A 13205-nucleotide genomic window follows, 5' to 3' on the forward strand; every position below is an offset into this window, starting at 1 on the left:
CGTCACCGGCGGCGGTGGGCGACCATCACCAGCTGGAGGAAGCCGGTCTCCCCGGGCAGGCACCAGGCGGTGCCCACGAGCCCGGCCCGGCCCGCGAGCTCGGTGAGCCCTGCCCGGGTGTAGGCCCGCATCCACCGTCGGTGTTCGGTCCCCGGGCGCGGATGCCGGTCACGCGCCGCCCGCTGGTAGCGTCCCGTGCGTGATCGAGCGGCACCGCACGCAGCCGGGGACGCGCCCGACGACGCCCGAGCAGGCGTGGCGCGTGCTCGCGGCCGGCAACGCGCGCTTCATGGCCGACGAGCGGGCCCACCCGCACCAGGACGTCCACGTACGGCACCGGATCGCGCTCAAGCAGAACCCCTTCGCCATCTTCTTCGGGTGCGCCGACTCGCGCGTGGCGGCGGAGATCATCTTCGACCAGGGGCTCGGTGACCTGTTCGTCGTGCGCACGGCCGGCCACGTCCTGGACCCGAGCGTGCTCGGGTCGCTCGAGTTCGGCGTCGCCGTGCTGGGCTGCCCGCTCATCGTCGTGCTCGGCCACGACTCGTGCGGCGCGGTCAAGGCCGCGAGCGAGGCGGTGACGACCGGCGAGGTGCCCGGTGGCTACCTGCGCGACATCGTCGAGCGGGTCACCCCGAGTGTCCTGGCCGCCTCGCGCGGCGGGCACACCCCGACGATCGAGGAGATCGAGCGCGAGCACGTCGAGCGCACGTGTGAGCTCATCGCCGAACGCTCCACCCTCATCGCCGACCGGCTGCGCGGCGGGACGCTCGGCATCGTCGGGGCGGAGTACGACCTGGCGCACGGCGAGGCCCGCGTCGTCGAGGTGGTCGGCGAGGTCGGCGTCGAGCCGCGAGCCGGCGGCTGAGCAGGTGGGCGTGAACGGGTGGGCGTGAGCAGGTGGGCGTGAGCCGGCTCGAGGGCCTCGCGGTCCATCCCGTCAAGAGCACCGCGGTCCGGCACGTGCTGCACGCCGACGTCGAGCCCTGGGGGCTGCGCGACGACCGCCGGTGGATTGTCGTCGGAGCCGACGGCGAGTGCCTCACCGCGCGCGAGTGCCCGGCCCTCCTCGGCGTTCGCGCCGACACCCCGACGACCGACCCCGGCCTCGCCGCTGCGCTGCGGCTCACCGCTCCGGGCCGGCCCGCGCTCGACGTCGAGGTGCCGCACGGCGACCCGGTGCCCGTCAGCGTGCACGGCCGGGGGCTGGAGGCGGTCGCCGCACCCGCCCGCGCGGGGGCGTGGCTCGCCGACGCCATCGGCCGCGACGGCGTGCGCCTCGTCCACGTCCACCGCCCGCGACCCCTCAACCCGGCGCACGCCCGGCCCGGCGAGGCCACGGCCTTCGCCGACGGCTACCCGGTGACGCTCGCGTCCGCGGCATCCGTGCGCCGGCTCGACGCCTGGGTCGCCGAGACCGCCCTCGACCGCGGGGAGGGTCAGCCCGGCCCGCTCGCGGTCGAGCGCTTCCGCCCCAACCTCGTCGTCGACGGAGAACTCGAACCGTTCGAGGAGGACACCTGGGTGCGCGTGCACGTCGGCGCGGTGTCGTTCCGGGTCGTCAAGCAGGTCGACCGGTGCGTGCTCACGACGATCGACCCGGCGACGCTCGAGCGGGGCCCCGAGCCGATCCGCACCCTCGCCCGGCACCGGCGCCGCGACGGTGCGACGTGGTTCGCGCTCCAGCTCGTGCCCGAGGTCCGCGGGGTGGTCCGGGTCGGCGACGAGGTCGCGGCCGAGCGGTAGCGTGAGCGTCATGGAGACCTTCGACCGCACCTTCCCCGACGGTTTCCTCTGGGGCGCGGCCACGGCCAGCTACCAGATCGAGGGGGCGACGACGGAGGACGGTCGCGGGCGGTCCATCTGGGACACCTTCTCCGCGGTCCCCGGCAAGGTCGCCGGCGGGGACACCGGCGAGGTCGCCTGCGACCACTACCACCGGGTCCCCGAGGACGTCGCCCTCATGCGCGACCTCGGGCTGGACGCCTACCGGTTCTCGATCGCGTGGCCGCGGATCCTCCCCGACGGCACCGGCACCCCCAACCCCGCGGGCCTGGCGTTCTACGACCGGCTCGTCGACGAGCTGCGCGGGGCCGGCATCCGCCCCGTCGTCACCCTCTACCACTGGGACCTGCCGCAGGCCCTGGACGACCGCGGCGGCTGGCTGTCGCGCGACGTCGCCGGGTGGTTCACCGACTACGCCGCGGTCGTCGTCGACGCCCTCGGCGACCGGGTCACCCACTGGACCACGCTCAACGAGCCGTGGTGCTCCTCGGTGCTCAGCTACAGCATCGGCGCGCACGCACCCGGGCACGAGGACCCCCTCGAGGGGCTCGTCGCCGCCCACCACCTCATGCTCGCCCACGGCACCGCGGTCCCGGTCATCCGCGATCGGTGCGCCGGGGCGGAGGTCTCGATCACCCTCAACCCGACCCAGGTCTGGGGCCCCGACGACGGCGACGAGCTCGACGCCGATGCCGTGCGCCGCGCCGACAACGTGTTCAACGGCCTGTTCTTCGGCCCGATCTTCCACGGTGCCTATCCCGACGGCATGCTCGACGACACCGCCCACCTCACCGACCACGCGTTCATCCGCGACGGCGACCTCGCCACCATCTCGGCACCGCTCGACACCCTCGGTGTCAACAACTACTTTCCCACCCGGGTGCGTGCCGCCCGCGACGGCGAGGACGGCCGCAACCCGATGCCGGGCTGCGACGGCGTCGTCGAGACCGCGCCCCGCCCGCCGCTCACCGCGATGGGCTGGGAGCAGTCACCCGAGAGCCACCGGCTCATCCTCGAGCGCTCGGCCCGCGAGAGCGGGCTGCCCCTCTACATCACCGAGAACGGCTCGGCATGGGACGACACCGTCTCCGACGACGGCCGGGTCCACGACCCCGAGCGGGTGGCCTACCTGCACGACCACCTCGGCGCGGTCGCCGACGCCATCGACCACGGGGTCGACGTGCGTGGCTACTTCGCGTGGTCGCTCCTCGACAACTTCGAGTGGGCCTACGGCTACGGCAAGCGCTTCGGCATCGTGCACGTCGACTACGACACCCAGGTGCGCACCGTCAAGGACTCCGGGCTCGAGTACGCCCGGATCATCGCCGCCCACCGCGCCGGCCGGGCCCCCGAGCCCGCCGCCAGGTCCTGACCGCACCCCGGGAGGATGCCGTGACACCCGCCGCACGCGTCGTGGTCGTGGGCGGCGGCATCGTCGGCCTCGCCGTCGCCGACCGGGTGCTGCGCGACCGCCCCTCCACGCAGGTCACGGTGCTCGAGAAGGAGCAGGACTGGGCCCGGCACCAGACCGGGCGCAACAGCGGGGTCGTGCACTCGGGGCTGTACTACCCGCCAGGCAGCCTCAAGGCGGCCTGGTGCCGGGCCGGCGCCACGTCGCTGCTGCGCCTGGCCGGTGAGGAGAGCATCCCGCACGCGGTCACCGGCAAGCTCGTCGTCGCGACCCACGCGGGCGAGCTCGACCGGCTCGCCGCGCTCGAGGAGCGCGGCCGGGCCAACGGCCTCGCCGTCACGAGGCTCACGGCGGCCCAGGCCCGCGAGCACGAGCCGCACATCGCCGCCGTCGGGGCCCTGCACGTCGCGGAGACCGGCGTCGTCGACTACCGGGCGGTGTGCGCCGTGCTCGTGCGGCGCCTGCGCGAGGCCGGGGCGCACCTGCGCCCCGGCACCGAGGTCGTCGGCGGCCGCGACACGAGCCGGGAGGTCGTCCTCGACACGACGCGGGGCGAGGTCACCGCCGACGTCGCGGTCGTGTGCGCCGGCCTCCACGCCGACCGGGTCGCCCGGCTCCTCGGCCACCGCCCGTCGGTGCGAATCGTCCCGTTCCGGGGGGAGTACCGCTCCCTCACCGAGCGGGCCGCGCCGCTCGTGCGCGGGCTCGTCTACCCGGTGCCCGACCCCGCGCTGCCGTTCCTCGGGGTCCACCTGACCCGTGGCGTCGACGGGCACGTCCACGCCGGGCCGAACGCCGTGCTGGCGCTCGCGCGAGAGGGGTACACGTGGGGCGACGTCAGCGCCGCCGACCTCGCCGGCACCCTCGGGTATGCCGGGTTCTGGCGGCTGGCCCGGCGGCACCACCGCAGCGGCGCGGCCGAGCTGGCGCGCTCGCTGTCCGCGCGACGCTTCACCGAGAGCGTGCGCCGTCTGCTCCCCGAGCTCGGCGACGACGACCTCGTCGACGCCCCGGCCGGGGTGCGCGCCCAGGCGGTGCGGCCCGACGGCACCCTCGTCGACGACTTCCTCGTCGAGCGGCACGGCCGGGTCGTCCACCTCCTCAACGCGCCGTCACCCGCCGCGACGGCATCCCTCGAGATCGCCCGGCACGTCGTGTCCCAGCTCTGACCCCGGACCCGCCGGCGGCAGCGGTCAGAGCGAGAGGCGCTCGCGCACGACCCCCGCGAGGCGAGCCGCGACGGCATCCGCCTGCTCCTGGGTCTGGGCCTCGACCATGACCCGGACGAGCGGCTCGGTCCCGGACTTGCGCAGCAGGACGCGGCCGGAGCCGTCGAGGGCCGCCGCCTCGGCGCGCAGGGCGGACTGGAGCCCTTCGTCGCTCTCGACGCGGTTCTTGTCGACCCCGCGCACGTTGACGAGCACCTGCGGCAGGCGGGTCATGACGGCCCCGAGATCGGCGATGCTGCGCCCGGTCGCCGCGACCCGGGCGGCGAGCATGAGGCCGGTGAGCACGCCGTCGCCGGTCGTGCCGTGGTCGAGCATGATGACGTGGCCGGACTGCTCCCCGCCGAGGGAGTAGCCGCCGGCCCGCATCTCCTCGAGGACGTAGCGGTCGCCGACGGCGGTCTGCCGCACGTGGACGCCCTCGCGCTCCATGGCCTGGAGCAGTCCGAGGTTGCTCATGACCGTCGCGACGAGGGTGTCCTGGGCGAGCACGCCCCGTTCCTTCATCGCGACGGCGAGGATGCCCATGATCTGGTCGCCGTCGACCTCGGTGCCGGTGGCGTCGACGGCGAGGCAGCGGTCGGCGTCGCCGTCGTGGGCGATGCCGAGGTCGGCGCCGCGCGCGACGACGGTCGCCTTGAGCGGGTCGAGGTGCGTCGAGCCGTAGCCGTCGTTGATGTTGAGCCCGTCGGGGGCCGTGCCGATCTCGACCACCTCCGCACCGGCGAGTCGGAAGACCTCGGGCGACACCATGCTCGCGGCCCCGTGGGCCGCGTCGATGACGACCTTGAGGCCGTCGAGCTGGTTCGGCAGCACGCGCAGGAGGTGCGCGATGTAGCGGGTGTGGCCCTCCTGCATCGACACGATGCGGCCGACGTCGGCCCCGATCGGGCGGGCCCACCGCTGGCCCATCGCGGCCTCGATGCGGTCCTCGACCTCGTCGGGCAGCTTGTGCCCCCCTCGGGCGAAGAACTTGATGCCGTTGTCGGGCATCGCGTTGTGCGACGCGGAGAGCATGACGCCGAAGTCGGCGCCGATGTCGGCCGTGAGGTAGGCGACCGCCGGGGTCGGCAGGACCCCCGCGTCGTAGACGTCGACGCCCGCGGACGCGAGCCCGGCGACGACCGCGGCCGCGAGGAACTCGCCGGAGGCGCGCGGGTCGCGCCCGACGACGGCCTTGGGTCGGTGCCCCGGGTCCGCCCCGGCCTGGCCGAGCACGCGGGCGGCGGCCACGGAGACCGCGAGGGCCGTCTCGGCCGTGATGACCGGCCCGTTGGCGAGGCCGCGGACACCGTCGGTGCCGAAGAGTCGGGACATGGAGTGCCTTTCGGAGCGATGCGGAGTCAACCTACTCCCGGACGCGCCGAAGGCGGCACCGGTTCGGGTGCCGCCTTCGGAGCGGGCACGGCATCGGGGATGCCGTGGGGCCGGGTCAGCGCTTGCTGTACTGGGGCGCCTTGCGGGCCTTCTTCAGGCCGGCCTTCTTGCGCTCCGGCACGCGGGCGTCGCGCGAGAGGAAGCCGGCCTTCTTCAGCGCCGGGCGGTTGAGCTCGGGGTCGACGCCGTTGAGGGAGCGGGCCACGCCGAGGCGCACCGCGCCGGCCTGGCCGGAGGGGCCGCCGCCGTGGACGCGCACGAGCACGTCGTAGGCGCCGTCGAGCTCGAGCACCTTGAGGGGCTCGTTGACGATCTGCTGGTGCACCTTGTTCGGGAAGTAGTTCTCGAGGGTGCGGCCGTTGATCTTCCACTCGCCGGTGCCGGGCACGATGCGCACGCGGGCGACGGCCTGCTTGCGGCGGCCGGTGGCGGCGCCGGGCGCGGAGGCGCTCGGGCGGGCGACCGGCTCGCCGCCGACGACGGAGGCGTCGGACTCGGAGGTGTACTCGCTGACCGGGGCGTCGTTGACGTCGGTCCCCGCGGTCTCGTCGATCTGGGCGTTCTCGGACATCACTGGGCCACCTGGCTGATCTCGAAGGGCTTGGGCTGCTGCGCGGCGTGGGGGTGCTCGGCGCCGCGGTAGACCTTGAGCTTGCTCAGCTGCTCGCGGCCGAGGGTGTTCTTGGGGAGCATGCCGCGCACGGCCTTCTCCACGGCCTTCTCCGGGTTCTTGGCGAGCAGCTCGGTGTACGAGGTGCTCTTGAGGCCGCCCGGGAACCCGGAGTGGTGGTAGGCCTTCTTCTGCTCGAGCTTGGCGCCGGTGAGGGCCACCTTCTCGGCGTTGATGATGATGACGAAGTCACCGGTGTCGACGTGGGGCGCGAAGGTCGGCTTGTGCTTGCCGCGCAGGAGGATCGCGGTCTGGCTCGCGAGGCGGCCGAGCACGACGTCGGTGGCGTCGATGACGTGCCACTGGCGCGTGATCTCGCCCGGCTTCGGGGTGTAGGTACGCATCAGGTGTCCTGGGTCGTCGGGGTCATGGTCGAAGGGGTATGCCGCGTGCTCCCGGAAGGGACCGACGGCCCCTGTCGAGGGCGCACGGCACAACAGTCGACCAGTCTACGAGCGCCGGCGTCGCGCCCCAAATCAGGTGGTGCCACCCCCTCGATGCACTCTGACCTGCGAGGACATCCGTGCACACTCTCTCTGCACGTCTCTTGTGCAAAGCATGTGTGCACAGGTATTGTGCACACATGGCCACCTCAACGCCCGCCTCCCTCGACGAGACCTCCGGCGACCTCACCGGCATCCGCCTCGACGCGACGAGCCTGCGCGTCCTCGCCCACCCGCTGCGCTCGCGCCTGCTCTCCCAGCTGCGGATCGGCGGCCCGGCGACGGCCACCGACCTCGCGGCGCAGCTCGGCACCAACTCGGGCGCCACGTCCTACCACCTGCGCCGGCTCGAGTCGGTGGGCCTCGTGGCCGACACCGGGGCGGGCGAGGGCAAGCGGCGACTGTGGCGCGCCGCCACCGACTTCCACTCCTACTACCCGAGCGACTTCGAGGGCGACGAGGACTCCGAGACCGCGCTGAACTGGCTGGCCCGCGACTACGTGCGGCACTTCTCCGAGCAGGCCGAACGCTGGGTCGACGCCTCGCCCGCGTGGCCCGCCCCCTGGCAGGACGCCTGCGGCAGCAGCGACGAGATGGTGCTCGTCACCGCCGAGCAGCTCAGCGCGATGCGCGACGAGATCGGCGAGGTCGTGCAGCGCTACCGGCGCGTCGGCCAGGGCAACCCCGAGGCCAAGCGGATCGCCGTCTACCTCTTCGCGTACGCCCTCGACCTCGACAAGGCGCCGGGCCGATGAGCCACGGCCACCTCACCCCCCGCGAGGCCGAGCGCCGTCTCTACCTCCTCACGGTGACCCGCTGGTTCCCCGTGGGCCTCGTCGTCGGCATCTTCGTCCTCGTCCAGACCGGGCGCGGCCTGTCCATCGCGCAGGCTGCCACGGTCGGCGGCATCATGGGCATCGCGTGCTTCCTCCTCGAGCTGCCGACGAGCGGCTTCGCGGATGCCGTGGGCCGGCGCCCCGTCTACCTCGCCGCGGCCGTCGTCAACGTCATCGCCGCCCTTGCCTACGCCCTGGCGCAGGACTTCTGGGCGTTCGTCGTCGCGGGAGCCCTCATGGGGGCCTTCCGGGCGCTCGACTCCGGGCCGCTCGAGGCGTGGTTCGTCGACACGGTGCACGTCAGCGAGCCCGGGGCCGACGTCGACCGGCAGCTGTCGCGGGAAGGCACGCTGGTCGGCGGCGCCATCGCCCTGGGTGCCGTGCTCTCCGGCGGGCTCATCTGGTGGGACCCCGTGCGCACCGTCGCCGGATTCGAGGGGGTGTCGGCCCTCGACGCCGCCGTCTGGGTCTCGGTCGCGCTCACCGTCGTGCACCTCGTCGCGGCCGCCGTCCTCATGCACGAACCCCGCCTCCCCGCCGCGGAAGGGCGGACCCGGCTCGCCCACGCCCTCACCGAGTCCCGGCAGACCCCGGCCGTCATCCACAGCGGGCTGCGCCTGCTCGGCACGAACCGGGTCCTGCTCGCCCTCGTCGTCGCCGAGGTGTTCTGGTCGATCGGCATGATCACCTTCGAGTCCCTCATGCCGTTGCGCCTCGAGGAGATGCTCGGCTCGTCCCAGCAGGCCGGTGCGCTGGTCGGCCCCGTGTCGGCCGCGGGCTGGGGCCTGTTCGCCGCCGGCTCGTGGCTCGCCGGCGTGAGCTCGGCGCGCCTGGGGGTGGCCCGGGCAGCGATGCTCGGTCGCACCCTCAACGCGATCGGAGCCGTCGTCATGGGCCTCGTCGCCGGGCCGGTCGCGCTCGTCGTCGCGTACCTGTTCACCTACTCGATGCACGGCATGAACGGCCCGCCGCACGCCGCGCTGCTCCACCGCGAGGCCGACGCCTCGAACCGCTCCACCGTGCTCTCGATCGACTCGATGATGGCGTTCCTCGCCTTCGCCGTCGCCGCCCCCCTCGTCGGCACCCTCGCCGACCGGGCGAGCATCGCGGCGGCCATGGTCACCGCCGGTGCGATCAGCGTCCTCGGCGCCGTCTTCTACCTCCCCGCACGCCGCGCGGAGCGGAGTCGCGCCCTCGCCCCCGTCGAGAGTGGCACGCTGACGGGGTGAAGCACTTCCTCCTCGGCGTCGGCACGACGCTGGCTGTCCTCGCCCTCGCGGTCCTCGCCCTCCTCCTCACGCTCGGCAGCGGCGGCGGTGACGCGCCCGCGGTCCCCACGCCCACGGCATCCGGCAGCGCGTCGGCCCCCACCCCCCAGGCCCCCGCCGACCTCGCTCCGGAGGAGACCTGGCTCGGCTCGGTCGACCTGCGCAGCGCGGACGTCGTGTCGCCCGACGGCGAGCTCGCCGACGTCGTGGCCACGGGCAGCGGGGTCCGCTTCTCCCCCGAGGGGTTGCGTGCCGAGCGCCTCGACATCGACGCGACGATCCCCTACGCGACGGTTGCGTCGCAGGTGGGCACGGACGTGCGCATCTACGACGCCGGCGGCGGGCTCGCCGGCATCGAGCGCGAGGTGACGGTGCTCGGGCGCGACGTCACCGTGAGCGCGACCGGAACCGTCGAGGCCGACGGCGGACAGCTGCTCATCGAGCCGGAGACCGTCGACCTCGGTGGACCGGCCTTCCTCGACGCCGCCGCGAGCGCGCTCGCCCGCAGCCTCGTGACGATCCGCGAGGACGTCCCCGGAGTTCCGGAGGGCATGGCCCTCACCGACGTCGAGGTGACGGATGCCGGGTTCGCCGCCTCGCTGGCCGGCGCCGACGTGACGATCGCGCGCTGACCGGCATCCGTCGCCTCGGCCTCAGCCGATGTCGCCGACGACCTCCACGCCGGTTGCCTGCACGACCCGGCCGAGCTCGTCATAGGCGACGACGGCGATCTGCCCGGCGCCCGCGATCCGTCCGGCGTCCTTGGCCTGCTTCTTCGTCAGCCGCAGGACCTCGTCGTCCTCGAGCTTCGGGTACTGCGAGGCCAGAGCCGCTGGCAGCCCCGCCGGGTCGAGCGACAGCGGGATCGAGGACCCGCCGACGGTCTCGGCATCCAGCTCCAGTGAGCCCGCCGGGCCCCAGTGCAGCCGGTAGGCCCAGCTGCCCCTGTCGTCGGGAAGGTTCCACGAGATGACCTCGGGCGTCAGCCAGGAGGCGCGCGCCGCGGAGAGGTCGGGCCCGAAGTCCGGCGCGAAGAAGTCGACGCTGATCGCACCCGAGGAGTTCTGGTACGAGATCGTCGTGGCGAGGCCCTCGGGAACGGTGAACTCCACCGGCCCCGCGGAACCGACCGAGACCGCGTACGTCCCTGCTGGGATGTCGATCGTGCTGAACGAGTACGTCCCGTCACGGTCCGGGTCCTGCAGCCATGACCGCAAGCAGCCGGCGTCACCGTCCGCCGGGCAGCCCAGCTCGGACTGGAAGTCACCGGTCGCGACGAGGATCGGGTCGAGCTCGGTGTTCGTCACCCACTTCGTGCGGTAGTCGAAGTAGAACTTCACGTCGCCACCGTCGGTCGAGTACGGGATGTCCGACCCGTTGCGGTTGCCTCCGGCTCCGTAGTTCTCGTCCCACGACCTGTTGATCGCGGCCTTGAACGCGTACTGCCCGGGGTCAGGGTCGAAGGTGCCCTCCCAGACCTGGTCGGCCCGAAGGGTCAGCTGGACCAGGTCGCACGCCGGGTCCCAGTCGCCGGCATTGGAGCCCCCCGTGCAGCCGATCTCGCTGCCGTGGCTGCCCGGCACCGAGACGGCGTCCGGCTGGGTGATCGGCCCGAGCACGATGCCGGGGTCGGCGGGGGGCTGCGGCTGGCCGACGACGGCGCTCGTCGAGACGACGCCGAGGTCGCCGTCGTGGTCGCGCGCGATGGCGCGGTACTCCACCGGGGTCCCCTGGGCCAGGCGGCGGACGTCGTGGAAGACCCGGTACGGGGCGTTGTCGTCAGTGCCCAGCACCTGCCAGTCGGTCGTGCCGACCGGGCGCCAGGCGAACGTCACCTGGCTGAAGTCGCCGCCGGGAACCGTCACGCCGACCTCCGCGCGACCGGTCACGATCCCGGCGGTGCCGGGGGCGGTGAACACCGGTGCCGGAGCATCGTTGTCGGCACGCAGCGTGGAGTTGGCCCGGTACACGACGGCGGAACGGGGCGGCACGGTGACGGTGACCCGGCCCTCGGTGTCGGTCTTGAGTCGCTGCTTGGCCACGGATGCCGGCCAGACACCCTTGAGCATGGCGTTCTGGGGCTGGTAGGTGTCGAAGGTCGCCGTCTTCGTGGCATCGGCGTTGTTGACGGCGACGACGTACTCGACCTGCTCGTCGGCGTCCATCCGGCTGAAGGCGAAGATGCCCGCGTCGCTCGAGGCGTAGCGGTGCACCTGGGCTCCGTCGGCCAGCGCCGGGTGCTCCTCACGCAGCTCGGCCAGCCCGGCGATGTGCCGGTAGAGCGGGTGCGCGGCATCGAAGTTCGCGTCGGCCGTCGTTGCGTCGGTGCCGATGAGGTCGTAGCTGTCGTTGTGCAGCGCGACCTGGCTCTCGAACATGTCCTCGCGGGCGCGCTGGTCGCCGATACCGCCCGGGACATCCGGAGGGGCGGAGAACCCCTGTTCGTCGCCGTAGTAGACCACCGGCTGCCCACGGGTGAGGTACATGAGCGAGTGCGCGAGCTCGTCGCGCTGGAGGAGCTGGGTGTCGGTCCAGCCCGTGCCCTGCCGCAGGAAGCTCCCGACCCGGCCCATGTCGTGGTTGCCGAGGAAGGTGGGCAGGGAGTACGCGTTGGAGTCGGCGTCGGTGAAGTAGTCGTCGAGCGCGTAGAAGTCGCGCAGCTCGCTCGTCGGCTTGCCCTTGGCGAAGTTGACCCCGCTGCCCTGGAACCCGAAGTCGACGGTGGCCTGGAGGCGCCCCTCGGTCGTGTACTGCGACATGAAGCGCGGGTCGGCGTCGTAGACCTCACCGAACATGAAGAAGTCGTCGTTGCCCACGGAGGCCGCGTACCCCTGCAGGGCCGGGCCGAACTGCTTCCAGAAGTCCATGTTGACGTGCTTGACGGTGTCGATGCGGAACCCGTCGACGCCGGCGTCCTCGACCCAGGTCTCGTAGATGTCGATCATGCCCTCGACCACCTGCGGCCGCTCGGTCCACAGGTCGTCGAGCGCGGAGCGCTTGCCGGACGGGAAGTCGCCGTACTCGCTGTTCTCGCCGGAGAACGTGGACGTCCCGCGGTTGTGGTACATCGTCGGGTCGTTGAGCCAACCCGGCACCTTGACCTTGTCATCGCCCGGGTCCCGGAAGGTCGGCTCATAGGGGAAGGTCACCTCGGGATCCACGTCGGGGAAGGGGTCCCCGATGAAGGTGAAGTCCCGGTCGTCGAACTCGTCGCCCTCGGCGTCCTTGTACGGGGCCTCGGCCTTGGTCTTGTACGGCACCTGCCCGTTCGCGTCGTAGGCCGAGTCCGGGTAGTCGAGCACGTCGGCCGTGTGGTTGGTGATGATGTCGAAGAAGACCTTCATCCCGCGGTCGTGGGCGAGGTCGATGAGGGTCTTGAGCTCGTCGTTCGTGCCGAGGTGCGGGTCGATCTGCGTGAAGTCCGTGATCCAGTAGCCGTGGTACCCGGCCGACTCGTTCCCCGGCTCGCCCTGGACGGGCTTGTTCTTGAAGGACGGCGTCATCCAGATCGCCGTCGTCCCGAGGTCCTCGATGTAGTCGAGCCGGTCGATGATCCCCTGCAGGTCGCCACCGTGGTAGAACCCCTGGCTCGTCGGGTCGAAGCCATGCTCGAGCCTGGTCCCGGCGATCCCTGCCGTGTCGTTCGTCGCGTCGCCGTTCTCGAACCGGTCGGCCATGACGAAGTAGAAGTTCTCCCGGGTGAGGTCCTTGCGCAGGCTGTCGGTGGCCAGGGCGCGGTCGGCGCCGGTGAGCCCCCCGGCCGGCTCGGCTGGGCCGACTGCGACCCGGTGCGTCTCGTGGTCGTACGTGAAGCGCAGCTCGCTCGTCTGCTCGATCGCGAGCGGGATGTTGCCGCCGAGGCCGAAGGTGGCGTCGCCGTAGCTCTCGGTCCACGAGCCGTCGAGGCGCACCTTGTACTCGTACGAGCCCTTCGGGACGGTGAAGGTCCCGGCGAACAGGCTGGTCGAGCCGGCCACCGGGAGGAGGTCGGTGGCCTGGCAGGTCTCCGACCAGTCCGCCGTGCACCCGAGCTCGTCCATGAGGGAACCCATGAGCGTCACCCGCTCGGGCACGTCGGTGTGGTCGGCCGCCGCGGGTGCGGCGGTGACCACCGCGGGGGCCAGGGCCAGGGCGGCCCCCGCTGCGACGGCATACAGGCGGCGTGGTCCGGGCATCGGCGCTCCTCCGG

General features: G+C 72.8%; 12 protein-coding genes. 7 read left to right on the top strand and 5 right to left on the bottom strand.

Translation table 11 applies throughout. From position 1 onward, the window contains the following. Positions 1 to 2: 2 nt before the first annotated feature. Positions 3 to 131, bottom strand: coding sequence for a hypothetical protein (locus ABD899_RS11165; RefSeq protein ID WP_345205832.1), 129 nt, complete (start codon positions 129 to 131; stop codon positions 3 to 5). A gap of 68 nt (positions 132 to 199) precedes the next feature. Here ABD899_RS11165 and ABD899_RS11170 point away from each other — a divergent pair, with 68 nt between their 5' ends. Genes ABD899_RS11170 through lhgO form a run of 4 tightly spaced genes read left to right on the top strand, consistent with a single transcriptional unit; the run spans position 200 to position 4365 of the window. Next, positions 200 to 868 carry a carbonic anhydrase gene (locus ABD899_RS11170; protein WP_345205835.1) on the top strand — a complete coding sequence of 223 codons (669 nt, stop codon included), beginning with the start codon at positions 200 to 202 and terminating at the stop codon, positions 866 to 868. A 38-nt stretch (positions 869 to 906) separates the two neighbouring features. Next, the gene (locus ABD899_RS11175; protein ID WP_345205837.1) at positions 907 to 1746 is read left to right on the top strand and encodes an MOSC domain-containing protein; all 840 of its coding nucleotides are present in this window, start codon (positions 907 to 909) and stop codon (positions 1744 to 1746) included. Positions 1747 to 1756: 10 nt separating this feature from the next. Further along, positions 1757 to 3157, top strand: coding sequence for a GH1 family beta-glucosidase (locus ABD899_RS11180; RefSeq protein ID WP_345205839.1), 1401 nt, complete (start codon positions 1757 to 1759; stop codon positions 3155 to 3157). Between the two features lie 20 nt (positions 3158 to 3177). Further along, positions 3178 to 4365, top strand: a complete 1188-nt coding sequence (gene lhgO, locus ABD899_RS11185; RefSeq protein WP_345205841.1) for an L-2-hydroxyglutarate oxidase — start codon at positions 3178 to 3180, stop codon at positions 4363 to 4365. A 24-nt stretch (positions 4366 to 4389) separates the two neighbouring features. Here lhgO and glmM read toward each other — a convergent pair whose 3' ends face one another. The 3 genes from glmM to rplM form a co-directional block, all read right to left on the bottom strand. After that, positions 4390 to 5739, bottom strand: a complete 1350-nt coding sequence (gene glmM, locus ABD899_RS11190) for a phosphoglucosamine mutase (protein WP_345205844.1) — start codon at positions 5737 to 5739, stop codon at positions 4390 to 4392. A gap of 115 nt (positions 5740 to 5854) precedes the next feature. Further along, positions 5855 to 6370 carry a 30S ribosomal protein S9 gene (rpsI, locus tag ABD899_RS11195; RefSeq protein WP_345205846.1) on the bottom strand — a complete coding sequence of 172 codons (516 nt, stop codon included), beginning with the start codon at positions 6368 to 6370 and terminating at the stop codon, positions 5855 to 5857. Beyond that, positions 6370 to 6813 (bottom strand): 50S ribosomal protein L13, encoded by a 444-nt coding sequence (rplM, locus tag ABD899_RS11200; RefSeq protein ID WP_345205849.1) that lies wholly within the window; start codon positions 6811 to 6813, stop codon positions 6370 to 6372. The genes rpsI and rplM overlap by 1 nt, the downstream gene beginning before the upstream one ends. Before the next feature lie 239 nt (positions 6814 to 7052). Here rplM and ABD899_RS11205 point away from each other — a divergent pair, with 239 nt between their 5' ends. The 3 genes from ABD899_RS11205 to ABD899_RS11215 are packed head-to-tail and all read left to right on the top strand — an operon-like array spanning position 7053 to position 9648. Next, a complete protein-coding gene (locus tag ABD899_RS11205; RefSeq protein ID WP_345205851.1) occupies positions 7053 to 7667 on the top strand; it encodes a helix-turn-helix domain-containing protein in 615 nt (204 codons plus the stop codon). Then, entirely contained in the window at positions 7664 to 8977 is a 1314-nt protein-coding gene (locus tag ABD899_RS11210) for an MFS transporter (RefSeq protein ID WP_345205853.1), read from the top strand. The genes ABD899_RS11205 and ABD899_RS11210 overlap by 4 nt, the downstream gene beginning before the upstream one ends. Next, complete coding sequence (locus ABD899_RS11215; protein ID WP_345205856.1) at positions 8974 to 9648, top strand: LmeA family phospholipid-binding protein; 675 nt, start codon at positions 8974 to 8976, stop codon at positions 9646 to 9648. Before ABD899_RS11210 ends, ABD899_RS11215 begins: the two co-directional genes overlap by 4 nt. 21 nt (positions 9649 to 9669) lie before the next feature. Here ABD899_RS11215 and ABD899_RS11220 read toward each other — a convergent pair whose 3' ends face one another. Further along, the gene (locus tag ABD899_RS11220; protein WP_345205859.1) at positions 9670 to 13191 is read right to left on the bottom strand and encodes an alpha-amylase family glycosyl hydrolase; all 3522 of its coding nucleotides are present in this window, start codon (positions 13189 to 13191) and stop codon (positions 9670 to 9672) included. Positions 13192 to 13205 lie beyond the last annotated feature (14 nt).

Source organism: Fodinibacter luteus (genome assembly GCF_039541575.1).
Taxonomy (GTDB): Bacteria; Actinomycetota; Actinomycetes; order Actinomycetales; family Dermatophilaceae; genus Fodinibacter; species Fodinibacter luteus.